This is a genomic window from Streptomyces sp. NPDC014006 (assembly GCF_043088925.1).
GTDB lineage: Bacteria > Actinomycetota > Actinomycetes > Streptomycetales > Streptomycetaceae > Streptomyces.
The window spans coordinates 67712-93308 of record NZ_JBICAJ010000012.1 but is presented as its reverse complement, the minus strand read 5'-3'; the positions used below and the strand labels follow the sequence as shown (position 1 = coordinate 93308).

General features: G+C 71.7%; 19 protein-coding genes. 5 read left to right on the top strand and 14 right to left on the bottom strand.

What is annotated here, in order from left to right:
• Nucleotides 1–56: 56 nt before the first annotated feature.
• Nucleotides 57–1100 (bottom strand): 3-isopropylmalate dehydrogenase, encoded by a 1044-nt coding sequence (locus ACF1GV_RS33120; RefSeq protein WP_391688253.1) that lies wholly within the window; start codon nt 1098–1100, stop codon nt 57–59.
• Between the two features lie 81 nt (nt 1101–1181).
• Nucleotides 1182–1313 (bottom strand): hypothetical protein, encoded by a 132-nt coding sequence (locus ACF1GV_RS33115; protein WP_391688250.1) that lies wholly within the window; start codon nt 1311–1313, stop codon nt 1182–1184.
• A gap of 510 nt (nt 1314–1823) precedes the next feature.
• On the opposite strand from ACF1GV_RS33115, the gene ACF1GV_RS33110 reads away from it, so the two are divergent.
• Nucleotides 1824–2030: a DUF5988 family protein gene (locus ACF1GV_RS33110; protein WP_391688702.1), complete on the top strand. Its 207-nt coding sequence runs from the start codon at nt 1824–1826 to the stop codon at nt 2028–2030.
• Nucleotides 2031–2098: 68 nt separating this feature from the next.
• On the opposite strand, the gene pruA is transcribed toward ACF1GV_RS33110, so the two are convergent.
• Nucleotides 2099–3730, bottom strand: a complete 1632-nt coding sequence (gene pruA / locus ACF1GV_RS33105) for an L-glutamate gamma-semialdehyde dehydrogenase (RefSeq protein ID WP_391688247.1) — start codon at nt 3728–3730, stop codon at nt 2099–2101.
• A 38-nt stretch (nt 3731–3768) separates the two neighbouring features.
• On the bottom strand, nt 3769–4695 hold the full coding sequence (locus tag ACF1GV_RS33100; RefSeq protein ID WP_391688244.1) for a proline dehydrogenase family protein: 927 nt from the start codon (nt 4693–4695) through the stop codon (nt 3769–3771).
• A 163-nt stretch (nt 4696–4858) separates the two neighbouring features.
• On the opposite strand from ACF1GV_RS33100, the gene ACF1GV_RS33095 reads away from it, so the two are divergent.
• Entirely contained in the window at nt 4859–6076 is a 1218-nt protein-coding gene (locus ACF1GV_RS33095; protein WP_391688241.1) for a PucR family transcriptional regulator, read from the top strand.
• A gap of 107 nt (nt 6077–6183) precedes the next feature.
• Here the strand turns inward: ACF1GV_RS33095 and ACF1GV_RS33090 are convergent, their stop codons facing one another.
• Nucleotides 6184–6774 carry a TetR/AcrR family transcriptional regulator gene (locus tag ACF1GV_RS33090; protein WP_391688238.1) on the bottom strand — a complete coding sequence of 197 codons (591 nt, stop codon included), beginning with the start codon at nt 6772–6774 and terminating at the stop codon, nt 6184–6186.
• Nucleotides 6775–6869: 95 nt separating this feature from the next.
• Between ACF1GV_RS33090 and ACF1GV_RS33085 the strand changes: the two genes are divergently transcribed.
• Nucleotides 6870–8396, top strand: a complete 1527-nt coding sequence (locus tag ACF1GV_RS33085) for an MFS transporter (protein WP_391688235.1) — start codon at nt 6870–6872, stop codon at nt 8394–8396.
• A gap of 64 nt (nt 8397–8460) precedes the next feature.
• Here the strand turns inward: ACF1GV_RS33085 and serA are convergent, their stop codons facing one another.
• The 6 genes from serA to ACF1GV_RS33055 all read right to left on the bottom strand — a co-directional run bounded on the left by serA (nt 8461) and on the right by ACF1GV_RS33055 (nt 18840).
• Nucleotides 8461–10050 (bottom strand): phosphoglycerate dehydrogenase, encoded by a 1590-nt coding sequence (serA, locus tag ACF1GV_RS33080; protein ID WP_363262298.1) that lies wholly within the window; start codon nt 10048–10050, stop codon nt 8461–8463.
• A 328-nt stretch (nt 10051–10378) separates the two neighbouring features.
• Nucleotides 10379–11377 (bottom strand): ketol-acid reductoisomerase, encoded by a 999-nt coding sequence (ilvC, locus tag ACF1GV_RS33075; RefSeq protein ID WP_363262299.1) that lies wholly within the window; start codon nt 11375–11377, stop codon nt 10379–10381.
• A 118-nt stretch (nt 11378–11495) separates the two neighbouring features.
• A complete protein-coding gene (ilvN, locus tag ACF1GV_RS33070) occupies nt 11496–12020 on the bottom strand; it encodes an acetolactate synthase small subunit (RefSeq protein WP_363262300.1) in 525 nt (174 codons plus the stop codon).
• Nucleotides 12021–12043: 23 nt separating this feature from the next.
• On the bottom strand, nt 12044–13900 hold the full coding sequence (locus tag ACF1GV_RS33065; protein ID WP_391688230.1) for an acetolactate synthase large subunit: 1857 nt from the start codon (nt 13898–13900) through the stop codon (nt 12044–12046).
• 213 nt (nt 13901–14113) lie between these two features.
• Complete coding sequence (locus ACF1GV_RS33060) at nt 14114–17314, bottom strand: putative bifunctional diguanylate cyclase/phosphodiesterase (protein WP_391688227.1); 3201 nt, start codon at nt 17312–17314, stop codon at nt 14114–14116.
• A 560-nt stretch (nt 17315–17874) separates the two neighbouring features.
• A complete protein-coding gene (locus ACF1GV_RS33055) occupies nt 17875–18840 on the bottom strand; it encodes a 2-hydroxyacid dehydrogenase (RefSeq protein WP_391688224.1) in 966 nt (321 codons plus the stop codon).
• Nucleotides 18841–18915: 75 nt separating this feature from the next.
• On the opposite strand from ACF1GV_RS33055, the gene ACF1GV_RS33050 reads away from it, so the two are divergent.
• Together ACF1GV_RS33050 and ACF1GV_RS33045 are read left to right on the top strand one after the other, a co-directional pair.
• Nucleotides 18916–19920, top strand: a complete 1005-nt coding sequence (locus ACF1GV_RS33050; protein WP_391688221.1) for an aldo/keto reductase — start codon at nt 18916–18918, stop codon at nt 19918–19920.
• Between the two features lie 635 nt (nt 19921–20555).
• A complete protein-coding gene (locus tag ACF1GV_RS33045; protein ID WP_391688218.1) occupies nt 20556–21692 on the top strand; it encodes a PQQ-dependent sugar dehydrogenase in 1137 nt (378 codons plus the stop codon).
• Nucleotides 21693–21698: 6 nt separating this feature from the next.
• Here ACF1GV_RS33045 and ACF1GV_RS33040 read toward each other — a convergent pair whose 3' ends face one another.
• The 3 genes from ACF1GV_RS33040 to ACF1GV_RS33030 all read right to left on the bottom strand — a co-directional run bounded on the left by ACF1GV_RS33040 (nt 21699) and on the right by ACF1GV_RS33030 (nt 25496).
• Nucleotides 21699–21890: a DUF6191 domain-containing protein gene (locus tag ACF1GV_RS33040; protein ID WP_363262305.1), complete on the bottom strand. Its 192-nt coding sequence runs from the start codon at nt 21888–21890 to the stop codon at nt 21699–21701.
• A gap of 37 nt (nt 21891–21927) precedes the next feature.
• Nucleotides 21928–24969, bottom strand: coding sequence for an AAA family ATPase (locus ACF1GV_RS33035; protein ID WP_391688699.1), 3042 nt, complete (start codon nt 24967–24969; stop codon nt 21928–21930).
• Between the two features lie 341 nt (nt 24970–25310).
• Entirely contained in the window at nt 25311–25496 is a 186-nt protein-coding gene (locus ACF1GV_RS33030; RefSeq protein WP_391688214.1) for a hypothetical protein, read from the bottom strand.
• Nucleotides 25497–25597: the final 101 nt, after the last annotated feature.

The following is a 25597-nucleotide window of genomic DNA, read 5'->3' as shown; positions in this document are numbered from 1 at the left end:
CGGGTGCGTCAAGGCGACCCGGCGGCTTCGAAGTGGTTCTTCAGGAGCGCACCGGATCAGCCGGCTACGCGTACGGCGAGCGCGTCGCCGATTTCCGACGTGGAGCGGGCGGGCTTGCCCACGCGCTCGGCGAGGTCGGCGGCGACCGCGTCCTCGATCCGGGCCGCCTCGGCCTCGTAGCCGAGGTGGCGCAGCAGCAGGGCGACGGACAGGACCGTGGCGCTGGGGTCGGCCTTGCCCTGGCCGGCGATGTCCGGGGCCGAGCCGTGGACCGGCTCGAACATGGACGGGAACTCGCGGCTCGGGTTGATGTTGCCGGAGGCCGCGACGCCGATGCCGCCGGAGACGGCCGCGGCGAGGTCGGTGATGATGTCGCCGAAGAGGTTGTCGGTGACGATCACGTCGAACCGCTCGGGCTGGGTCACCAGGTAGATGGTGGCCGCGTCGACGTGGATGTACTCGGTGGTGACCTCGGGGTACTCCTCGGCCACCTTGTTGAAGATGTTCGTCCACAGGTGGCCGGCGAAGGTCAGCACGTTGTTCTTGTGCACGAGCGTGAGCTTCTTGCGCGGGCGCGCCTGGGCACGCGCGAAGGCGTCGCGCACCACGCGCTCGACACCGAAGGCCGTGTTCACGGAGACCTCGGTGGCGACCTCGTGCTCGGTGCCCTTGCGGATGGTGCCGCCGTTGCCGGTGTAGGGCCCCTCGGTGCCCTCGCGCACCACCACGAAGTCGATCTGCGGCTCACCGGCGAGCGGGGTGGCGACCCCCGGGAGCAGCTTGCTCGGACGCAGGTTGACGTGGTGGTCGAAGGCGAACCGCAGCTTCAGCAGGAAGCCGCGCTCCAGCACGCCCGACGGCACGGACGGGTCACCGATGGCGCCGAGCAGAATGGCGTCGTGCCCCTTGAGCCGGGCCAGGTCGTCGTCGGTGAGGGTCTCACCGGTGGAGTGGTAGCGGCGGGCGCCGAAGTCGTACTCCTTGGTCTCCAGCTTCACATCCTGCGGGAGGACGGCGGAGAGGACCTTGAGGCCTTCGGCCACGACTTCCTGCCCGATGCCGTCACCGGGGATCACTGCGAGATCGATGCTGCGAGACATGCGGGCACCCTACTCCTCGTCCCATGGGATGACACGGACCGTCCGCCATCCGGACAAGGAGCGGGCGTGCCTGCGGGTCTTTCAGTGGCCGGTGGCGCCGCCGTTGTCACGGCGGTCGAGAGCGCGCTGGAGGGCGGCGGCGGCGTTCTTGCGGTCGGACTCGCTCGTACCGGAGACGTGGCGGACTCGGCGGCGGACGATCGTCTCGGCCATGGGGGATCGACTCCTTCGGACAAACGCGGAGCGCGGAAAGGGGGTTACGAGACGCCGGAAGCGGCGGGGAGCGACGGGGCCGCAGGGGTTGCCTGCATGGGGCCCGGCTCACGTCCGCCCATCGCTTGGTCTAGCGAGACGTTCGGCTCCTACAAAGCTAGGACAGGACGGCGCGCCTGTCTGCACAATTACTCGGACTTCCTACTATCTGAGACGGCGAACTGCGTCACACGCCGCTGACCTGCGTTTCCGCGTAGGCGGTACTGCGCCGGCCGGGGGTGGCGGCGACCCCCGGCCCACCCGCGCCGCCCCACCGGCACGACTGCCCGCAGCTTGAGCCAGATGACGGCCGGCAGCCGCGTACGCGGGGCTGTATTCGACATGCGGCTCCGCCGCGTGGGCGCGAGCAACCACAACGCACCCGCACGGGCGCGACCCCGCAACTCCCCCGGACGGCTGATCCTCACCCCCGTCCGGGACACCCCGCACAACCCCGGGAACGATGCCTCCATGACCAACGCGGCCAAAGCAGTACTGGAAGGCGGCCCCGAGGACCTGCCGGAGCGGATCGTCCCGATCACTCCGCCCGGGACGGAGCTGAAGATCCCCCACCGGGGCGGATACGAGCACTTCCGGTCCACCCCACGGCACCAGGACACGGACCAGGGCCGGCTACCGGTGTACGAGTGGTGGGAGCGCACCGAGATCGCGGAGTAGCCCGGGTACGCCGACGGGCCGGGTCCCGTGCGGAAGACCCGGCCCGTCGGCGTACCCGCAAAGGGCCGTCAGCCCATGTGCGGGTAGCCGTACTCGGTCGGCGGCACCAGCGTCTCCTTGATGGCGCGGGTCAGCGTCCACCGCTGCAGGTTCTGCGGCGCACCGGCCTTGTCGTTGGTCCCGGAGGCCCGCCCGCCACCGAAGGGCTGCTGCCCGACCACGGCACCGGTCGACTTGTCGTTGATGTAGAAGTTGCCGGCCGCGTACCGCAGCTTCTCCATCGTGTACGCGGCAGCCGCGCGGTCGTTGGCGATGACCGAGCCCGTCAGCGCGTAGGCCGACACCGACTCCATCTGGTCCAGCATCTCGTCGTACGCGTCGTCCTCGTAGACGTACACCGCGAGGATCGGACCGAAGTACTCGGTGGTGAACACCTCGTTCTCCGGGTCGGTGCACTCGATGACGGTCGGCCGGACGAAGTAGCCGACCGAGTCGTCGTAGGAACCGCCCGCGACGATCGTGCACGCCGGGTCGGACGCGGCCCGGTCGATCGCGGCCTTGTTCTTGGCGAAGGCCCGCTCGTCGATGACGGCGCCGATGAAGTTCGTCAGGTCGGTGACGTCACCCATGGCGATGCCGTCGATCTCGGCCGCGAACTCCTCCTTGAAGCCGTCGTTCCAGATCGACGCCGGGATGTACGCCCGGGAGGTCGCCGAGCACTTCTGCCCCTGGAACTCGAAGGAGCCACGCGTCAGCGCGGTCTTGAGCACCGCACGGTCCGCGCTCGGGTGGGCGACGACGAAGTCCTTGCCGCCGGTCTCGCCGACCAGACGCGGGTAGGAGCGGTACTTCTCGATGTTGGCGCCGACCGTCTTCCACAGGTACTGGAAGGTCTTGGTCGAACCGGTGAAGTGGATGCCGGCCAGGTCGCGGTGGTTCAGGGCGACCTCGGAGACCTCGATGCCGTCACCGGTGAGCAGGTTGATGACGCCCTTGGGCAGGCCCGCCTCCTCCAGCAGCCGCATCAGCAGCACGGCGGCATGGGTCTGCGTCGGGGACGGCTTCCAGACCACGACGTTGCCCATGAGGGCGGGCGCGGTGGGCAGGTTGCCGGCGATGGCCGTGAAGTTGAACGGCGTGATCGCGTAGACGAAGCCCTCCAGCGGGCGGTGGTCGAGTCGGTTCCACACGCCCGGGGAGTTGGCCGGGGGCTGCTCGGCCAGGATCTGGCGGGCGTAGTGGACGTTGAACCGCCAGAAGTCGACCAGCTCGCAGGGGGTGTCGATCTCGGCCTGCTGGGCGGTCTTGGACTGGCCGAGCATCGTGGAGGCGGCCAGCGTCTCGCGCCACGGGCCGGACAGCAGTTCGGCGGCGCGCAGGAAGATCGCGGCGCGGTCGTCGAAGGACAGCGCCCGCCAGGCGGGGGCGGCCGCGAGGGCAGCGTCGATGGCGTCCTGCGCGTCCGCCTTCGTGGCGTGGCGGAAGGTGCCCAGGACGGCCTTGTGGTTGTGCGGCTGCACGACCTGGAACGGCTCGCCGCCGCCCATCCGCTGCTCACCGTCGATGGTGCACGGCAGGTCGATCGGGTTCTCGGCCAGCTCCTTGAGCTTGGCATCCAGCCGGGCACGCTCGGGCGAGCCGGGGGCGTAGCCGTGCACCGGCTCGTTGACGGGGGTGGGGACCTGGGTCACAGCGTCCATGTTTTCCGTAACTCCTTGAGGTGAGCGGTGTTTCGGTCTCAGCCCTTGGTGAGCATCGAGCGGGCGAAGAAGCGCAGGTTGGCCGGCTTCTCCGCGAGGCGCCGCATGAAGTAGCCGTACCAGTCGGTGCCGTAGGCGGTGTAGACGCGCATGCGGTGGCCCTCGGCGGCCAGCCGCAGGTGCTCCTCACCGCGGATGCCGTACAGCATCTGGAACTCGTACTCGTCCAGCTTGCGCCCGGCGCGGTGGGCGAGCTCCTGCGCGATGGCGATCAGGCGCGGGTCGTGGGACCCGATCATCGGGTAGCCCTCGCCCTCCATCAGGATCCGCAGGATGCGGACGTAGGCCTTGTCGATCTCGTGCTTGTCCTGGTACGCGACGGACGCGGGCTCCTTGTAGGCGCCCTTCACCAGGCGCACCCGGCTGCCCGCGGCGGCGAGCCGGCGGGCGTCGGCCTCGGTGCGGAAGAGGTAGGCCTGGATGACGCAGCCGGTCTGCGGGAAGTCCTTCCGCAGCTCCTCGTGGATGGCGAACATCGAGTCGAGGGTGGTGTGGTCCTCGGCGTCGAGCGTCACGGTCGTACCGATCGCGGCGGCGGCCTCGACGACCGGGCGCACGTTGGCCAGGGCCAGCTCGTGGCCGCCCTCCAGCGCCTGCCCGAACATGGACAGCTTCACCGACATCTCCACGCGCTCGCCGAGCCGGAGGTCCTTCAGGTGGTCGATCAGAGCCAGGTAGGCGTCCCGGGCGTGGGTCGCCTGCTCCGGCGTGGTGATGTCCTCGCCGACGACGTCCATCGTCAGCTCCAGGCCCTTGGCCGTGAGGTCCTCGATGATCGGGACGATGTCGTCGACCGTCTCCCCGGGGATGAAGCGGTCGACGACCTGCTTGGTCACCGGGGCCGCCGAGATCAGGCGTCGCATCCGGTCGCTGCGCGACGCGGCGAGAATCACGGGACCCAGCACGGGGCACCTCCACTACGAACAAAAACCAGGCCGAAAACCCACGATCCGGGTACGGCACGGAGAACCACCGTGAAATCTAAGGATCCCCCCGATCGTCAGCCATCGACAGCTGTCACGCATCCGTGCCCGGGATCTCAGACAGATGTATGAAGGCGCGGGTGAGATGCGGGAGAATGCCCGGGTGACGGCGGAACACAGGGGTGACTACCAGGAACTCGTGGACGAGATCTCGGAGCTGCTCGGCGCACCGGCGACGCTGGAGAACCGGGACTTCGAACTGATCGCCTTCGGTGCCTACGACGACGACGGCGACCTCGATCCGACGGTGCTGGACCCGGTGCGCACCCGCTCGATCCTCACCCGGCGCTCCACGGCCGCCGTCCGCGCCTGGTTCGAGGGCTTCGGCATCACCCGGGCGAGCGGCCCGGTCCGCATCCCGCCGACCCCGGAGGCCGGGGTCTACCGCGGCCGCATCTGCCTGCCGGTGCGCCATCGCGGGATCGTCCTGGGATACGTCTGGCTGCTGGACGGCGAACCGGGGCCGAGCGACGCCCAGCTGGCCGCCGCCATGGAGGTGACCGCCCGCATCGGCGCGCTGCTCGCGGACGAGGCGCAGCACGGCGCCGACCTGACCCGGGAGCTGCGGGCGGTGCTGGCGGCGGAGCCGGGCTGGCAGCGGGACGCGGCGGTGGCGGAGCTGCGCACCGCGCTGGGGGTGCGCGCGGACGGCCCGCACACGGTGGTGTGCGTGGCGCCCTGGCCGTCGGCCGACCCTGCCGAGGCCCCCTCGGTGCGCACCCTGCCGGGCGCGACGGCGCTGTGCACGGTGCCGTGGGGGGCGACGGAGCACTGTCTGGCGGTACTGGTGCGGCTGCGCTCGACGCAGACCGTGACGCCGGCGGTGTCGGTGGCGACGCGGCTGCGGGAGCGGGCGGGGGCGGGTGTCGGTGCCACCGGGTCCGGCGCCGCCGGTTCGGTGGCCGGGATCGCCGCGGCGCGTACCGGGCTCGCCGAGCTGGGCACGGCCTGGCAGGAGGCGTCGGCGTCGGCGCGCGCGGCCCTGGCCGACCGGCGTTTCTCTCCCGTCGCCGAGTGGTCCGGCATCGGGCCGTACCGTCTGCTCACCTCACTGCCGCCCGCGGCGGCCGCGGATCCGGTGGTGGCCCCGCTGCTCACCGCCGCCCACCGCGAGCTGGCCCGTACCGCGGAGGTGTTCCTCGACTGCGCGGGGCAGGCGGGGCGCACGGCGGCCCTGCTGGGCATCCACCGGCAGACCCTGTACTACCGGCTGTCCCGGGTCGAGCAGCTGACGGGCCTGGACCTGGACGACGGGGAGGACCGGCTGCTGCTGCACATGGCGTTGAAGGCGGCGAGGCTCTAGCCTGCGGCGCCCGTGCCTGCGGCGCTCGTGCCCGGTTTTCGGCTGCCGGTCCGTTGTGGTTGCTCGCGCAGTTCCCCGCGCCCCTTGGTGGGCTTCCCTCACCGGTGTCAGTTCGGTGCAGCACCCCTGACGACCCGGCGCAAACCCTCGGTGAGCTGGTCGGCGGTGGTCGCCGAGTCGGGGTCGAAGAGCCACTGGACCATCAGGCCGTTGAGCAGGGTCTGGTAGAGGCGGCCCTCGGTGTCGACGCTCTCGTCGTCCAGCTCGGCCTCCGGGATGCCGTTGAACAGCGTCAGGATGCCCTTGCGTCCCTCCACCTGTGCCTCCGCCAGGAGCTTGCGCACCTCGGGCAGCCGGTCGCCCTGGAAGAGCAGTTCGAAGCTGAGCAGCCAGATCGCCCGTGAGGCGGGCACCGACCGGATGATGCCCGCCCACACCTCCTGGAACCTCTCCAGCGAGCCCGGTGGCGCGTCCACCTGGCCGCTCGCGCCCCAGCCGGGGTCGAAGTCGTCGCCGACGCTCTCGATCAGCTCGACGTACGCCTGCACGAGCAGGGCGTCCTTCGAGCCGTAGTGGTAGCCGATCGAGGCCAGGTTGGTCCCCGACTCCTTGACGATGTCGCGCGCGGTGGTGCGCAGGAAGCCCTTCTGCAGCAGGCAGCGCTTGGCGCCCTCGAGCAGGTCCTCACGGTGTCCCATGCCCTCACCCTACCCGGATTCATACGGGCGTCCCATACAGATGAATTACACGAACGTCCTAGACAAGCGTTTAATACGCTCGTACATTCATGGGCATGACGACGAACCCGACGAGCACCACCCCGCTCCCCACCGCCCGGGCCGGACGCCGTGAATGGACCGCGCTCGGTGTGCTGATGCTTCCGCTGCTGCTGGTCTCGATGGACGTCTCGGTGCTGTACTTCGCGATCCCCGCGATCAGCGCCGACCTGGAGCCGAGCGGCACCCAGCAGCTGTGGATCTTCGACATCTACGCGTTCGTGCTGGCCGGTCTGCTGATGACGATGGGCTCGCTGGGCGACCGCATGGGCCGCCGCCGGCTGCTGCTGATCGGCGCGACCGCGTTCGGCGCGGCCTCACTGGTCGCCGCGTACGCGAACAGCGCCGAGACCCTGATCGCGGCCCGCGCGGTCCTCGGCATCGGCGGCGCCACGCTGATGCCGTCCACCATGGCGATGGTCCGCACGATGTTCACCGACCCCGCGCAGCGCGCGAAGGCGATCGGGATGTGGTCCGGCGTGATGACCGGCGGCATCGCGCTGGGCTCGGTGCTCAGCGGTGTCCTCGTCCAGTACTTCTGGTGGGGCTCGGTCTTCCTGGTCAACCTGCCCGCGATGGCGCTGCTGCTGGTCCTCGGCCCGGTCCTGCTGCCCGAGTCGAAGAACCCCGAGCCCGGCCGCTTCGACTGGGTGAGCGTGCCGCTGTCCATGGCCGCGGTGCTGCCGGTGATCTACGGCCTGAAGGAGATCGCATCGCAGGGCTGGCACGCGGGCCACGTCGTCTCGATCGCGGTCGGTCTGGTCTTCGCCGCCTGCTTCGTCCACCGCCAGCGCACCGCGGCCTCTCCGATGATCTCGCCGGAGCTGTTCCGCGGGCGGGGCTTCGCGCCGGCCGTCGTACTGAACCTGGTCTCGTCGTTCGCCATGATGGGCTCGGCCTTCTTCACCACCCAGTACCTGCAGTCGGTGCTCGGCAAGAGCGCGATGGAGGCGGCCCTGTGGGCGCTGCTGCCGTCGGTGCCGATCGGCTTGGCGGCACCGCTGGCGGCGGCCCTGGTGCAGAAGGGTGTCGAGCGGGCGTACGTCGTCACGGCGGGCTTCCTCGTCGCCGCCGCCGGGTACGGCATGCTGGCCCTCGCCGGCACCGATTCGATGTGGCTCGTGCTGGCCGCGTGCGGAGTGCTGGCCTCCGGGATCGTCATGGTGATCTCCCAGATGACCGACCTGGCGCTGGGCACCGCCCCGGCCGAACGGGCCGGCTCCGCCTCCTCCCTGCTGGAGACCGGCGCCGAGTTCGGCGGTGCGCTGGGGATGGCGGTGCTCGGCTCCATCGGGACGGCGATCTACCGCCACGACATCCCGGCCTCGGCGCCGGACGCGGCCCGCGAGACCCTGGGCGGCGCGCTGGCCCTCGCCGAGAAGGTGCCCGGGCTGGCGGTGGTGGCGCGGGAGGCGTTCACCAGCGGGATGCAGGGCGCGGCGATCGCGGGTGCGGTGCTGCTCGCGGGGGCGGCCGTCGCGGCGGCCGTCACTCTGCGGGGCGTACGGGTGCGGGAGCAGGCGGAGGCCGAGATCGCCGCCTGACCACGCACGAACGCCGGGTGGGGCTGAGGTTTCCCTCAGCCCCACCCGGCGTTGTGGCGGTGGATCAGACCAGGTTCACGGAGCGGGCCGACGTGGCGCCGATCTCCGCGGCGACCTCGGTCAGCACACCCGCCGGCACGGTGTCGTCGACGGTCAGGACGGCGAGCGCCTCGCCGCCGACCGCCGCACGGGCGACCTGCATACCGGCGATGTTGATGCCCGCCTCGCCGAGGATGCGACCGACGGTGCCGACGACACCGGGACGGTCCTCGTACTTCAGCACCACCATGTGCTCGGCGAGCGCCAGGTCCACGTCGTAGTCACCGACGGCGACGATCTTCTGGACGTGCTTGGGGCCGGCCAGCGTGCCGGAGACCGACACCTCCTCGCCGGTGCCGAGCGTGCCGCGCACGGTGACGACATTGCGGTGGTCGGCCGACTCCGAAGAGGTGGTCAGGCGGACCTCGACGCCGCGCTCCTGCGCGAACAGCGGGGCGTTGACGTAGGAGACCGTCTCGTCGACGACGTCCTCGAAGACGCCCTTGAGCGCGGACAGCTCCAGCACCTTCACGTCGTGCTGGGTGATCTCGCCGTACACCTCGACGTCGAGGCGGACCGCGACCTCGCCCGCGAGCGCGGTGAAGATACGGCCGAGGCGCTCGGCCAGCGGCAGGCCCGGCTTGACGTCCTCGGCGATGACGCCGCCCTGGACGTTGACCGCGTCCGGCACCAGCTCACCGGCGAGCGCGAGGCGCACCGACCTGGCGACGGCGATACCGGCCTTCTCCTGCGCCTCGTCCGTGGACGCGCCGAGGTGCGGGGTGCACACGACCTGGTCGAACTCGAACAGCGGGGAGTCCGTGCAGGGCTCCTTGGCGTACACGTCGAGACCGGCACCGGCGACCCGGCCCTCCTTGAGGGCGGAGTACAGGGCCTGCTCGTCGACGATGCCACCGCGCGCGGCATTGATGATCCGCACGCTGGGCTTGACCTTGCGCAGGGCCTCGTCGCCGATCAGGCCGAGCGTCTCGGGGGTCTTGGGCAGGTGGACGGTGATGAAGTCGGAGACCTCGAGCAGCTCGTCCAGGGAGAGGACCTTCACGCCCATCTGCGCGGCGCGAGCGGGCTGCACGTAGGGGTCGTAGGCGACGACCTTCATGCCGAAGCCGGACATGCGCTGGGCGACCAGCGCGCCGATGCGGCCGAGGCCGACGACACCGAGGGTCTTCTCGGCCAGTTCCACGCCCGTGTACTTGCTGCGCTTCCACTCGCCGTTCTTCAGCGCGGCGTTGGCCTGCGGGATGTGGCGGGCGGTGGCGACGATCAGACCGCACGCCAGCTCGGCGGCGGTCACGATGTTGGAGGTGGGGGCGTTGACGACCATCACGCCGGCCTTGGTGGCGGCGGAGACGTCGACGTTGTCCAGGCCGACGCCGGCGCGGGCGACGACCTTGAGCTTGCGCGCCGCGGCGACGGCCTCGGCGTCGACCTTGGTGGCCGACCGGATCAGGATCGCGTCCACCTCGGCGATGGCCGGCAGCAGTTCGGCGCGGTCCGCGCCGTTGCAGTGCCGGATCTCGAAGTCCGGACCGAGGGCGTCGACAGTGGCGGGCGACAGCTCTTCAGCGATGAGTACGACAGGTTTCGAGCTCACGTGAGTCCTCACATGTGCGATGCGGACGGCCGTCCCGACGGCCGCAGGCGGTGGAGGGGGGCTAGCCGCGGAAGACGCACGACGCTGTGGGCCTGACGCGTGTTGTTCAGCAGTCTAGTGGCGTGGCGGGGGCCGTATTGCGCCTCCGCGGAAGGATCACCCGTCCGTGGCTGGACGGGGTGGACAACGCCCCTACTACCGACGTTACCCGAGGTTCGCCGAAGGGGCCGGAACGGTCTCGCTCCGGCCCCTGAGGGGGTGCCGTCCCTCTCCCGTCTGCCGTGCGGGCGGACGACGGGAGAGGGACGGCACCCCCTCGGCATGAGGCTTACGCCTCCTCGTTCACCCAGCTCATCAGCTTGCGCAGCTGCTTGCCGGTGGTCTCCAGCAGGTGCTCGGCGTCCTGCTGCTTGTACTCGTTGTACTTCTTCAGACCGCCGTGGTACTCGTCCATCCAGGTCTGGGCGAAGGTGCCGTCCTGGATCTCGGTGAGGACCTGCTTCATCTCGGCCTTGGTGGCGTCGGTGATGATGCGCGGACCGGTGACGTAGTCGCCCCACTCGGCGGTCTCGGAGACGGACCAGCGCATCTTCTCCAGGCCGCCCTCGTACATGAGGTCCACGATCAGCTTCAGCTCGTGCAGGCACTCGAAGTAGGCGATCTCCGGCTGGTAGCCCGCCTCGACCAGGGTCTCGAAGCCGGCCTTGACCAGGGCGGCGGTGCCGCCGCACAGCACGGCCTGCTCACCGAACAGGTCGGTCTCGGTCTCCTCGGTGAAGGTCGTCTTGATGACGCCGGCGCGGGTGCCGCCGATGGCCTTCGCGTACGACAGGGCCAGCGGGAAGGCGTTGCCGGTGGCGTCCTGCTCGACGGCGGCGATCGCGGGGACGCCGCGGCCCTCCTCGTACTGGCGGCGGACCAGGTGGCCCGGGCCCTTCGGGGCGACCAGGGCGACGTCCACGCCGGCCGGGGGCTTGATGAAGCCGAAGCGGATGTTGAAGCCGTGGGCGAAGAACAGCGCCTTGCCGTCCGACAGGTTGGGGGCGATGGACTCCTCGTAGACCTGGGCCTGGATCGGGTCCGGGATCAGGATCATGATGACGTCGGCCTCGGCGGCGGCCTCGGCCGGGGTCACGACGCGCAGACCCTGCTCCTCGGCCTTGGCCTTGGACTTGGAGCCCTCGTGCAGACCGACACGCACGTCGACACCCGAGTCACGCAGCGACAGCGCGTGGGCGTGGCCCTGGCTGCCGTAACCGATGACCGCGACCTTGCGGCCCTGGATGATGGACAGGTCGGCGTCGGCGTCGTAGAACAGCTCGGCCACTTTGGGTTCTCTCCTTGTGTACGGGTGTTGCGTCCCACCGTATGACGGCGGGGGGAAGGGAAGTTTCGGGGTCTCGGTATACGGGCGGCCGGTGTCACCCGGCCGCCCGAATCCGTCGTTACGCCGACCGGTCCAGCGCGCGCAGCGACCGGTCAGTGATCGAACGGGCGCCGCGGCCGATGGCGATCGTGCCGGACTGCACCAGTTCCTTGATGCCGTACGGCTCGAGCATCTTCAGCATTGCGGACAGCTTGTCGCTCGAGCCGGTCGCCTCGATCGTGACGGCGTCCGGGGAGACGTCCACGGTCTTGGCGCGGAAGAGCTGGACGATCTCGACGATCTGCGAGCGCGTCTCGTTGTCGGCGCGCACCTTCACCAGGACGAGTTCGCGCTGCACGGCCTGCGCCGGCTCCAGCTCGACGATCTTGAGGACGTTGACCAGCTTGTTGAGCTGCTTGGTCACCTGCTCCAGCGGGAGGTCCTCGACGCCGACCACGATGGTGATGCGGGAGATGTCGGGGTGCTCGGTGACGCCGACCGCGAGCGAGTCGATGTTGAAGCCGCGCCGGGAGAACAGGGCGGCGATCCGGGCGAGGATGCCGGGCGTGTTCTCCACCAGGACGGAGAGCGTGTGCTTGGACATGGTCTTTTCTACGTCTCTCTCGCTCAGTCGTCTTCGTTGTCGCCGAAGTCGGGGCGGACGTCCCGGGCGGCCATGATCTCGTCGTTGGAGGTGCCGGCGGCGACCATCGGCCAGACCATGGCGTCCTGGTGGACGATGAAGTCGATGACGACCGGGCGGTCGTTGATGGCGTTCGCCTCCTCGATGACCTTGTCGAGGTCGGCGGGGTCCTCGCAGCGGATCGCGTGGCAGCCCATGGCCTCCGACAGCTTGACGAAGTCGGGGACGCGGGTGCCCTGGGCGGGCGCCTTGCCGTCGTGCTCCGGACCGGAGTGCAGGACGGTGTTGGAGTACCGCTGGTTGTAGAACAGCGTCTGCCACTGGCGGACCATGCCGAGGGCGCCGTTGTTGATGACGGCGACCTTGATCGGGATGCCGTTGAGGGCGCAGGTGGTCAGCTCCTGATTGGTCATCTGGAAGCAGCCGTCGCCGTCGATCGCCCACACCGTCCGGTCGGGCGCGCCGGCCTTGGCGCCCATGGCGGCCGGGACGGCGTAGCCCATGGTTCCGGCGCCGCCGGAGTTCAGCCAGGTCGCCGGCTTCTCGTACTTGACGAAGTGCGCGGCCCACATCTGGTGCTGGCCGACGCCCGCGGCGAAGATCGTGCCCTCGGGGGCGAGCTGCCCGATGCGCTCGATGACCTGCTGCGGCGACAGCGAGCCGTCCTCGGGCTGGTCGTAGCCGAGCGGGTAGGTCTCGCGCCAGCGGCTGAGGTCCTTCCACCAGGCGGTGTAGTCGCCCTGGTTGCCCTCGCTGTGCTCCTTCTGCACGGCCTGGATCAGGTCGGCGATGACCTCGCGGGCGTCCCCGACGATCGGCACGTCCGCGGCGCGGTTCTTGCCGATCTCGGCCGGGTCGATGTCGGCGTGGACGATCTTCGCGTACGGCGCGAAACTGTCCAGCTTGCCGGTGACACGGTCGTCGAAGCGGGCGCCGAGGGCGACGATCAGGTCGGCCTTCTGCAGCGCGGTGACGGCGGTGACCGCACCGTGCATGCCCGGCATTCCCACGTGCAGCGGGTGGCTGTCGGGGAACGCGCCGAGCGCCATCAGGGTGGTGGTGACGGGCGCTCCGGTCAGTTCGGCGAGGACCTTCAGCTCGGCGGTCGCCTTCGCCTTCAGCACGCCGCCGCCGACGTAGAGGACGGGGCGCTTCGCGGCGGTGATGAGCTTCGCGGCCTCGCGGATCTGCTTGGCGTGCGGCTTGGTCACCGGGCGGTAGCCGGGCAGGTCCATGGTGGGCGGCCAGGTGAAGGTGGTCTTCGCCTGGAGGGCGTCCTTGGCGATGTCGACCAGGACCGGGCCCGGGCGGCCGGTGGAGGCGATGTGGAACGCCTGCGCGATGACCCGCGGGATGTCCGCGGCCCTGGTGACGAGGAAGTTGTGCTTGGTGATCGGCATGGTGATGCCGACGATGTCCGCCTCCTGGAAGGCGTCCGTGCCGATCGAGCTGGAGGCGACCTGGCCGGTGATCGCCACCATCGGCACGGAGTCCATGTGCGCGTCGGCGATCGGGGTGACCAGGTTGGTGGCGCCGGGGCCGGAGGTGGCCATGCAGACGCCGACCTTGCCGGTGGCCTGCGCGTAGCCGGTGGCCGCGTGGCCGGCGCCCTGCTCGTGGCGGACCAGGACGTGGCGCACCCGCGTCGAGTCCATCAGCGGGTCGTAGGCCGGCAGGATCGCACCGCCCGGAATGCCGAATACCGTGTCAGCGCCGACCTCCTCGAGGGAGCGGATGAGGGACTGCGCACCCGTGACGTGCTCGACGGGGGCGGACTGCTGTCCTCCGGATCGGGGCCGCGGCTGCGGATGGGCCCCGGTGGCCTGCTCGGTCATCGGCATTCTCTTCTCGATGCTGAGGGTTTTAGCGAAGTTTGGGCGAAGCCTGATTGCTGCCTGTGCAACAAAAAACCCCTCGTGCCGTAAGGCAAGCGAGGGGAGCGCGCCGGGTGGAGGTCGCTGAGCGATCGGGGCTCAGCGTCAGCCGACGCGCTGTCCAAGTACGAGAATTCGGGTGCGCATGGCACTGACCCTCCCCCCGGCACACACCCGGTGTCAAGTGGGTGGGACGGGAGTCTCATCATGTGAGCGCAAAGTCGTCCTGCCTCCCAGAACGGCAGGAACACCTGCGCGATATCCGCCCGCGAGCGCCGGCTCGGCGGGGCCCTGCGGCACCGGGCAGTGGCCGGAAGTGAGCGCTCTGCGCAGCCGGTACTCGTCGAGCGGTCCGGCGAAGGCCATGCCCTGGCCGTGGGTGCAGCCCATCGCGCGCAGGGCGACGACCTGTTCGGGCAGGTCCACGCCCTCGGCGACGGACGGCAGTCCCAGGTCGGCGGCGATCCGCAGCAGCCCGCCGGTGATCTTGTGCAGACGGGCGGACTCCACGATCCCTTCGACCAGGCTTCGGTCCAGCTTCAGTACGTCGACGGGCAGGCGCCGAAGCGCCGTGATCGCCGCGTAGCCGCTGCCGAACCCATCAAGGGCGATGCGCACACCGAGCCGTCTGAGGGCCGCCAGACGCCGCTCCAGCTCATCCAGCGGCACCCGCGGGTCCAGATCGGCCAGCTCGATCACCAGGGCCCTGGAGGGCAGCCCGTGCCGGGTCAGCAGGGCCTCGATCGAGCCGGGCGGCATCGACCGGTCCAGCAGCCGCCGCGCCGAGACCCGTACGGCCACCGGTACGGCGCGGCCGGAACCGGTGCGCTCGGCGGCCTGCTCGACGGCCTCCTGGAGCATCCAGCGGCCCAGCTCCGCGGTCTTGTCGCTGTCCTCCGCGACCCGCAGGAACTCGGCGGGTGTGAACAGCACGCCCTGCGAGGAACGCCAGCGCGCCTGCGCGGACACCGCCGTGATCCGGCCGTCCTCCAGCTGCACCACCGGCTGGTGCAGCAGACAGAACTCGCCGTCGTGCAGCGCCGCCCTGAGCCGGCCGGCCAGCTCCGCCTTGCGCACGACGTCGTGCTGCATCTGCGGCCGGTACAGCTCGACCCGGCCCTTGCCCCCCGCTTTGGCGCGGTACATCGCGAGATCGGCGTTGCGCAGCAGCTCACCCGCGCCGAGGCCCGGTTCGGCGAAGGCGACACCGATGGAGGCGGCGACCCGGACGTCGTTGCCGCCGATCTCGTACGGCTGCGAGAGCGTGAGCCTGAGGCGGTCGGCGAGCTCCAGGATGTGACGCTCTCGCTCCGTGCGGTCGCGGGTGTTGTCGCCGGCGATCAGCGCCGCGAACTCGTCGCCGCCGAGCCGGGACGCGGTGTCCCCCTGCCGGACGGCGTCCTGCAGTCTGCGGGCGGCCTGCACGAGCAGCTCGTCGCCGGCCTGGTGGCCGATGGTGTCGTTGACGGCCTTGAAGCCGTCGAGGTCGATGAAGAGCACCGCGGTGTTGTGCAGCGCGAGCCCGCGGTCGCTGGCCCGGCGGCCGGACAGCGCCTGCTGCACACGCCGGGTGAACAGCGAGCGGTTGGGCAGGTCGGTGAGCGGGTCGTGCTCGGCGTTGTGCTGGAGCTGCGCCTGCAGCCGCACTCTTTCGGTCACGTCCCGGCTGTTGAAGATCAGGCCGCCCTGGTGCCGGTTGACGGTCGACTCGACGTTGAGCCAGCCGCCGTCGCCGGAGCGGAAGCGGCACTCGATGCGGGTGGTGGGTTCCTCCTGCGGGTTGGCGGCGAGGAAGCGGCGCACCTCGTGCACGACGCACCCCAGGTCCTCGGGGTGGATCAGGTTGGCCAGTTCCGTCCCCACGAGGTCCTCGGCGGGGCATCCGTAGACGCCGGCGGCGGCCGGGGAGACGTAGCGCAGGACGCCGCTGGGCGCGGCGATCATGATGACGTCGCTGGAGCCCTGCACCAGGGAGCGGAAGTGGTTCTCCTTCTGCGCCAGTTCCTGGGTGAGGGTGATGTTGTCCAGCAGCATGATGCCCTGGCGGACCACGAGCGCGAGCACGACCGTGCCGCCGGTCAGCAGCACCACGCGCGAGACGCTGTGGCCGTTGAGGACGTTGTAGAGGATCCCCAGCGTGCAGACCGCGGCGGCCAGGTACGGCGTGAGGGCGGCGAGGGAGCCGGTGATGGGCCGGGTGGCCGGGTACCGGCCGGAGTCGCCGGCCGGGGCGGGTCCCTGCGCGGGCGGCGTGGCGGCGGGGACGGGGGCCGTCGCCGTGGAGGCGGGCGCATGGGGCTCGGGCACCGGGTGGTGACCGCCGCGCCGGCCGCCGGTGTGATGGTCACCGCGTGGGATTTCGGGGCGGTGGTGCTCGCCGCGTGGGCTTTCGATGTGCGGGTTCTCGCCGCGTGGGATTTCGGGGCGGAGGTGCTCGCCGTGCCGGTTTTCGGGGTGGTGGGGCTCGCCGCGCCGGCCGCCGGGCAGGTGCTCGTGCACCACGCGTGTGTGCCCGCGGGCGGGGCCCACGCGCGGGTGCCGGGGCGCGGCCCAGGGGGCGTAGGCGAGCAGCAGCGAGCCCGCGAACCAGCCCGCGTCGAGCAGTTGGCCCGAGCGGTAGCTGTTGTGCAGCAGCGGCGAGGTGAACAGCGCGTCGCACATCACCGTGAGGGCGAGCGCCCCGATCGCTGTGTTGACGGCCGTGCGGTTCACCGCCGAACGCCGGAAGTGCAGGACGAGCACCATGCTGACCAGCGCGATGTCCAGCAGCGGGTAGGCCAGCGACAGGGCGGCGTGGGCGACGCTGGGGCCGTCGAACTTCGCCGCCTGGGCGAGCGCGAGGCTCCAGGCCAGCGTGAGCAGCGAGCCGGCGATCAGCCAGGCGTCCAGCGCCAGGCACACCCAACCGGCCTTCGTCACCGGCCGCGTGGCCAGCACCAGCAGGCCGACGATCGCGGGCGGCGCGAAGCACAGGAAGAACAGGTCGGCGATGGACGGGCTGGGAACTGGCCGGTCCAGCACGACCTCGTACCAGCCCCAGACGCCGTTGCCGAGGGCCGCCATGGCCGAGGAGACGGCGAACAGCATCCAGGCGGGGCGGAAGCAGACCCGGCGGATGCGCGCGTAGAAGAAGCAGGAGACCGACGCGGCGCCCGCTGCGACGGCGAGCCCGAAGTCGCCCATGATCAGAGCGACTTCCCGCGAGCCCCAGTCGAACGAGGAGCCGACGGCGTAGGCCGCGCAGACGAGGGCCAGGAGCAGCTGGTGGACGAGGTTGCGCCGGCCGTCACCGGCCGGCGGGCGCGGCAGCGGCGCAGAGACGGACGGCGGCGTCCGCAGCGCGCCGTCCAGGGTGGTCACGGAGGACGGGGACGAGCTCACCGTGGCCTCCCGGTCCGCGCGGTTCCCGGGTCCCTGGGGTCCCGGTGCGGCGGGTGGGCGTTCCTCCTGCGCGCGCCGGGCCTGCGGGAGTGCGGGGTGTGCTGACTGTGGTGGCTGCGGTGGCTGCGCCGGCTGCCGTGGGCCGGGTGACCGCCGTGGCCCTGACCGCCGTGGCCCTGACCGCTGTGGTGCGGATGGCCGCCGTGATGTTGGCCGATGTGGCCGGTTCGGCTCTTGTGCGCGCTGTGGCCGGCGTGGTGGCCGCGTGCGCGTGCCGCCGTGCGCCAGGGTCGTCGTCGGCGGTCCGACAGCGTCGGATCGTCGGTCCAAAGGCCGTACATCGCCCGTCGCCCCCCTCACAACTCTGAGATGTCCTCCCCGGCGCCGAACGGCGCGCGGCGCAGCCCCTGTCGGGACGATACACCAGTCTCGTCACTCAGGGACATAGTTCCTCTACGCTCCGTGACGACCAGCGGGAACGCGGGTACGGGCCGCATCCGGGAGACTGCGGAGGGTACCCGAACCGGACCCGGCGATTGCCGTGCGGCTCCTCGACCGGGTTACGCGCCGCCGTCCTCCCCCGTCGTGAGGATCACGTTGCGCAGCGGCTCGCGGTTCACGAAACGGGTCAACTGGTCGACGAGCAGCCGCTCGGCGCGCGGCAGGAAGGCGGACGTGGGGCCTCCGACATGCGGGCTGATGAGCACGCCGGGTGCACGCCACAGGGGGTGATCGCGCGGCAGCGGCTCGGGGTCGGTGACGTCCAGGGCGGCGGTGACACGGCCGCTCTCCAGTTCGGCGAGCAGCGCCTTGGTGTCGACGACGGGGCCGCGCGCGACGTTGACGAGCAGGGCGCCGTCCTTCATCCGAGCCAGGAACTCGCCGTCGACGAGATGCCGGGTGGCGTCGGTGAGCGGGGTGGACAGCACGACGACGTCCGCCTCGGGCAGCAGGGCGGGCAGATCGGTGAGCGGGTGCACAAGGCCGCGCTCCGTGGTGCGCGCGGAGCGTGCGACGCGCACCACCCGCGCGAGCTCGAACGGCGCGAGCCGGTCCTCGATCGCGGCGCCGATCGAGCCGTAGCCGACGATGAGGACGGTCTTGTCGGCGAGGGCGGGACGGAAACCGCCGAGCCACTCGCCTCGTTCCTGCGCCTTCACGAAGTCGGGGATGCCGCGCAGGGAGGACAGGATGAGGGTCAGGGTCAGTTCGGCGGTGCTCGCCTCGTGCACGCCGCGGGCGTTGCACAGGCGGACGCCGGGGCGGAGGTGGCGCAGACCGGGCTGGACGTGGTCGATGCCGGCGGAGAGCGTCTGGACGACCTGGACACCGCGCATCTCGGGCAGCGGGCGCACGCCGACGCCGCTCGGCTTCATGTACGGCACGACGTAGAAGGCGCAGTCGGCCGGGTCGGCGGGGAACTCCGGCTCACCGTTCCAGAAACGGTACGTCGGGCCCGCGGGAAGGCCCTCGATCTCGTCGGGTGGGAGGGGCAGCCACACATCGGCGGTCACGTCAGCAGTCATGAGTGGAGGCTATGTCAGGTCCTCGCAGGTGCAGAGGTTAGGTTGGGACGCCAGGAGAGGGAGGGTCACGAGCAGGTGGAGCGCAGGACGATCGGGGCGGCGGCACTCTCCGTGGGAGCCGTCGGACTCGGGTGCATGCCGATGAGCTGGGCGTACAGCCGGTCTCGGCAACGGGGCGACGAGTCGCTCAGAGCGGTGCACCGGGCGCTCGATCTGGGCTCGACGCTGCTGGACACCGCGGACATGTACGGGCCGTTCACCAACGAGTTGCTCCTGGGGCGGGTGCTGAAGGAGCGGCGGGCGGACGCGTTCGTGTCGACGAAGGTCGGGCTGCTGGTGGGTGATCAGCACATCGTGGCGAACGGGCGGCCGGGGTATGTGAAGCGGGCGTGTGACGCGTCGCTGCGGCGGCTGCAGACGGATGTGATCGATCTTTACCAGTTGCATCGTGCCGACCCCGAGGTGCCCGTCGAGGAGACGTGGGGCGCGATGGCGGAGCTGGTGCAGGCCGGGAAGGTGCGGGCGCTGGGGCTGTGCGCGGTGGGGGTGCGCGGCGGGCGGCGGGCCGGGGGGCGGCGCGGGCTGTACGAGGGGACGCTGCGGCAGTTGCAGCGGGTGCAGCAGGTTTTTCCGGTGAGTACGGTCGAGGCGGAGCTGTCGGTGTGGTCGCCGGAGGCGGCGCGGACGCTGCTGCCGTGGTGTGAGGCGCGGGGGGTGGGTTTCCTGGCGGCGATGCCGTTGGGGAACGGGTTCCTGACCGGCACGTTGACGCCGGGTGAGGGGTTCGAGCCGGACGACATGCGGGCGCGGCATCCGCGGTTCACGGCGGAGATGATGGCGGCGAACCAGCCGATTGTCGCGGGGCTGCGGCGGGTGGCGCGGCGGCACGGGTCGTCCGTGACGCCTGCGCAGGTGGCGTTGGCGTGGGTGTTGGCGCAGGGGCGGCATGTGGTGCCGGTGCCCGGGGCCAAGCGGGAGCGGTGGGTTTCGGAGAACGCGGGGGCGGTGGGCGTGCGGTTGCGCTCCGCGGATTTGCGGGAGTTGGGGGGGTTGCCGGGGGCGCGGGGGTCTTGGGACTGAGGTCGTCGTTCGTCTGCGGGGTGCGTTGTGGCTGGTCGCGCCCACGCGGCGGAGCCGCATGTTGAATACACCCCGCGCCCCTTTTGTGCCTGCGGCCCGTTGCGGTGCGGTGGGTGGCTGGTGTCGCGCCTGCGGTGCGTTGTGGGTCGGGGCCGGGTGGGGTGTGTCCGTCCTCGGTCCGGCCGCCCGTTCCCGACGAGCGCTCGGTGTGCCGGTGCCGGCCGCTGCGGGCGGAGACCCCCACCCCGTCCCCTTCCCGCCGTACGCGGCTGCCGGCCGTCGTCGGCTTGGCGGCGGGCCGCCACACCGGGCAGGCGCCAACCTGCGCGGCTGCGAGCGGACGGCTCGTCCAGCCACCCCGCGCGGCCGCGGGCGGGCAGTCCGGTCCTGCCAAGCCGCGGACGGTCGTGCCGCCTGGGGCGGCACCGGTGGGCTGGGGGTCCCCCCTGCTCGAAGAGCTTGGGGGAGGCACCCGTCAGCGACGGGCTGCGCGTCCCACCCCCGGCCGGCCACGGCGCCGGGTGCGCAGCCCATGCCGTGCGTCGGGTTTGGGGGGCGGGAACCTTGGAGGGGCGGGGGGCGTATGAACTAGGGGGCGGTGAAGGGAGCGGAGCGTGCGGCGGCGGCGAGTTGGGGTGGCTCTGTTGGGCACGGTCGTGCTCGTGGTGGCGGCCGGGTGTTCCTCCGGCGGGGGATCGCCGGAGCGGGCCGGCGCCTCGGCGAGTCGTGCGGCGTCGCCGACGGCTTCCGTGTCACCCACGGAGTCCGCTCCGGCGGCGAAGGGCACCGTGACGGTGGTGCGTACCGTCGCGACCGGACTGGACTCGCCGTGGGGGCTCGCTCCGCTGCCGGACGGTGGCCTGCTGGTGGCGTCGCGGGACAAGGGCACGATCATCCGTGTCGACGACAAGACGGGGAAGAAGACCGAGCTGGGAGAGGTGTCCGGAGTCGCGGCGGACGGCGAGGGCGGGCTGCTGGGCATCGCGCTGTCCCCGGACTACGCCTCGGACCACATGATCTACGCGTACTTCACCTCCGCCTCGGACAACCGCATCGCCCGCATGATCTACGACGCCCGGAAGCCGGCGGGCGAGCAGCTGGGCGCTCCCGACACGGTGTTCAAGGGCATTCCCAAGGGCGTGATCCACAACGGCGGACGGATCGCCTTCGGACCGGACCGGATGCTGTACGCCGGCACGGGCGAGACCGGGGAGCGGGGGCTCGCGCAGGACTGGAAGTCGCTCGGCGGGAAGATCCTGCGGCTCACGCCGGAGGGCGAACCAGCGCCGGGGAACCCGTTCCCGGACTCCCCCGTGTACTCCTACGGGCACCGGAACGTGCAGGGGCTCGCCTGGGACGGCAAGCAGCGGCTGTTCGCCTCGGAGTTCGGGCAGGACACCTGGGACGAGCTGAATGCGATCAAGCCCGGTGGCAATTACGGGTGGCCGGATGCCGAGGGGCGGTCCGGTGACAGCGCGTACGTCGATCCGGTCGCTCAGTGGCACACGGACGACGCCTCGCCCAGCGGTATCGCCTACGCCGGCGGCTGTGTGTGGATGGCCTCGCTCAAGGGGCAGCGGTTGTGGCGGATTCCCCTCAGGGGCACGCAGGCGTCCGCCGCGCCGCAGGACTTCCTGCGGGGCGAGTACGGGCGGCTGCGCACGGTGGTCGCGGCCGGTGGGGACAGGCTCTGGGTCAGTACCAGCAACACCGACGGACGTGGTGAGCCGAAGAGCGGGGACGACCGGATCCTGGAGGTGCGGGTCCGCTGAGGGCGCTCACTCCGGGGGGTCGTCCTCGTCCTGCTCCGGGCCCGGCGGGCGTACGACCACCTTGCCGGACGCCAGGTCTATCGGGCCACGCCCGGGGTCGCCGTCGCCGACGTCCTCCCGGGTCAGTTCCAGCCGGTTCTGCTCGTCGCGGGTGTGCTTGCGGCCGGGCGCGAACACTTCCTCGAAGACGTTGAACATCGCCCCTCCCCGCTGCCGGTTCCCTCCACCCTACGTCTCAGCGTGCGGCCCGCACAGGGAGAGCCTCGGTGTACAGGCCCAGCCGGTGGGCCACGGCCGCCGCCTCACCGCGGCCGGAGACGCCCAGCTTGGCCAGGATGTTGGACACATGGACGCTGGCGGTCTTCGGGGAGATGAACAGCTCCTCGGCTATCTGGCGGTTGGTGCGGCCGGCGGAGACCAGGCGCAGCACGTCCCGTTCGCGGATGGTGAGGCCGAGGGCCTCGGCCGGGTCGGCGGCGGCCGGGTCGGGCTGTGCGGGGCCGGTCAGGGGCAGCCGGGCGCGGCGGGCGATCAGGGCGGTGGCGTCGGCCAGCGGGCGGGCTCCCAGGTGGTCGGCGACGGCGTGGGACAGGCGGAGCAATTCGGTGGCGCGGGCCCGCTCGTCGTCGCCGCCGACGGTGATAAGGGCTTCGGCGAGGCGGTGGCGGACGCGGGCGAGGTCGTAGGGGCGTTCCAGGGCCTCGAAGGCGGTGACGACCGGTGACCAGGTGCCGGGGGTGGCCCGGCCCTCCGCGCGCAGCACTTCGGCGCGGACCCACTGCTCGTGGGCGTGCCAGATCGGGGCGGCCGTGGTGAGCTGCTTGACGGTCCGGAGGATGCGGGCGAGGATCCGCTCGCGGTCCTGCTCGGCCGTGGGCGAGGTGAGCGCGTCCGCTTCGGCGGTGGCGGCCGCCACCAGCAGGGGCCAGGCGTAGCGGTGGGTGCCGGGCGGTGTCCCGGCGTCCAGGGCGCGCTCCAGTTCCGCGCGGGCGTCGAGGAGGCGGCCCTGGGCGGCGGCCACGCCGACGGCGATGCGGGCCAGCGGCAGCCGCTGCTGGGGCATCGGGTCGTGTGAGCCGAAGTGCTCACGCGAGGCGTTCAGTTGGCGTTCCGACTCGGCCAGATCGCCTCGGGCGAGGGCGAGGTGGGCCAGACACAGCGCGCCCGTGCCCTGCGGCTTGGCGCTCTGCCCGCGGCGCAGGGCGTTCTCCGCGGCCTGCGCGGCGCCGTCCCACTCCCCCAGCGAGTACAGCGAGTCGGAGAGGTTGCCCCACACCCACGACTCGGAGTCGAGCAGCCCGAACTTGCGGGCGTAGGCGGTTCCTTCGCGCAGGACGGCGGCGGCTTCCCGGGAGCGGCCGACCGACTCCAGCTCGGAGGGCAGGTTGATGTACGCGCGGCCGGCGACGGGCGGTACGCCCTCCTGGATCGCCTGCTCCATGACCTGGCGCATCTCGGCGAGGCCTTCGTCGACGGCACCGGAGTCGACCATGAGCCCGCCGAGGGTCAGCCGGGCGTTCAGCTCGATGGAACGGGCGTCCACCATGCGCGCGTACTCCACCGCCCTCTCCGCGGCCGCGAGCGCCTCGGCGCCCGGCTGGTGCAGCATCGACCAGCCGGCGACGGCGGTGAGCACCTCGGCGTGCACGGTGGACGGCGGCAGGCCGCGCACCAGCTCCTGCGCGGTGGCCAGTTCGGCCCAGCCGTCGCCGCGGGCGAGGGACTGCACCAGGCGGGAGCGCTGGCTCCAGAACCAGGCGGCGCGCAGCGGGTCGGGGTCGTCCTCCAGCAGTCGCAGCGCCCGCTTGGTGATCTTCAGGGCTCGTTCGCGTTCCATGGAGAGGCGTCCGGCCACGGCCGCTTCGGCCATCAGGTCGAGGTAGCGCAGGGGCGTGGTGGCGGTGTCGCAGCCGCAGGCCGGATAGGCCTCGGCGTGGTCGTGCGGCCGCAGGCGCGCCCGTACGTCCTCGGGGACGGCGTCCCACAGCTCCATCGCGCGTTCCAGCAGGCCGAGTTGCTCGCTGTAGGCGTGCCGGCGGCGGGCGGTGACCGAGGCGTCCAGGACGGCGGGCAGCGCCTTGGCGGGGTCGTGTGCGTGGTACCAGTAGCTGGCCAGGCGCATGACGCGCTGGTCGGCCGGGACGAGGGTGGGGTCGCTCTCCAGGGCCTCGGCGTAACGGCGGTTGAGGCGGGAGCGCTCGCCGGGCAGCAGGTCGTCGCTGACGGCTTCGCGGACCAGGGAGTGGCGGAAGCGATAGCCGTCGCCGGCAGGGTTGGGGATGAGGATGCTGGCGTTGACGGCGGCGCGCAGGGCCTCGATGAGGTCGTCCTCAGCGAGGGAGGCGACGGCGGCGATCAGCCGGTACTCGACGGTGGAGCCGCCTTCGGCGACGACCCGGACGACCCGCTGGGCGCTCTCGGGCAGCGCCTCGACGCGGACCAGGAGCAGGTCGCGCAGGGTGTCCGTGAGGCCGGTACAGCAGCCCGCGTGGGCGGCGACGGCGAGTTCCTCGACGAAGAAGGCGTTGCCGTCGGAGCGTTCGAAGATGTCGTCGACCTGGTCGGGGTCGGGTTCACCGGCGATGATGCCGGCGACCTGGCGGCAGACCTCCTCGCGGGTGAAGCGGGCGATGTCGAGGCGGTGGACGGTGCGCAGCCGGTCGAGTTCGGCGAGGAGGGGGCGCAGGGGGTGGCGGCGGTGGATGTCGTCGGAGCGGTAGGTGCCGAGGACGACGAGGCGGCCGGAGCGCAGGGTGCGCAGCAGGTAGGCGAGGAGGTGGCGGGTGGAGGCGTCGGCCCAGTGCAGGTCCTCCAGGGCGACGACGACGGTCCGCTCGGCGGCGATCTGCTGGAGCAGGCGGGCGGTGAGTTCGAAGAGGCGGGCCATGCCCTCCTCGTCGTGCCGGCCGGGGCTGGTCTCGCCCAGCTCGGGCAGCAGACGGGCCAGTTCGTCCTCCTGGCCTGCGGCCGCTGCGGCGACGTCGGCGGGCAGTTCGCGGCGCAGGGCGCGCAGGGCGGCCGAGAACGGGGCGAACGGCAGGCCGTCGGCGCCGATCTCGACGCAGCCGCCGAGCGCGACGACGGCGCCCTGCCGGCAGGCGGCAGTGGCGAACTCCTCCACCAGCCGTGTCTTGCCGACGCCTGCCTCCCCCGCGATGAGCAACGCCTGCGGCTCGCCCGTGGCGGCGCGGGCGAGCGCCTCGTGCAACGTCTCCAACTCGTCGGCACGACCGACGAACACCGGACTGACGGACCTGGTCTCCACGCCGGAGAGCATCGCACGGGGCCCTGACAACGGGGCACCGGTTTTCGCCGGGGGCAGATCGGCCGCCGGGCCGCCACGACCGGTCGACGCGGCGGCGGCCGCGCCGGCAGAGGGGCCCGCCGGGTCCTCGGCCGGCGACCGGGGGTCCCCGATGCGCCCGGCCACCGGGACCGGTCCGGACGCCCGAACCGCCGGCCCCGGGGGCTCCGCCCCCTTCGCCGCCGAAAAGCCGGACACCGGCCCCGTCGGGAGGCCGGTGTCGGTGGCGCTGGGCGGATCTGTCGGCGTGGGTCTCGCCGGGTGCGGGCGGCCGACCCCCGTACGGCCGTTCCCCGCACCCGGCGTCGGGCCGCTCACGCGGCCCGGGTGGACCAGCGGCGGCGCGGGCGGCCGGTATGCGCCTCGGCCTCGCTGGTGCGTGCGGCGGCATCACGGCGGGCGGCGCGGCCGGCGCGTACGGCCTCTCGGGCCAGGCGCTCCTGGTCGGCCCGGCGGATCAGCTCGGCGGCTCGGGCCTGCTGGACGTCGTACTCGTACATGTGGTCCCCCTGCGGGAAGAGAGTCGGTGCTTCGCTTTCTGCGATGCCTCAACTCTCGTCTCCCAGGGGGGTCCGCCACATCGGGAGAGTTCCGCATCTTG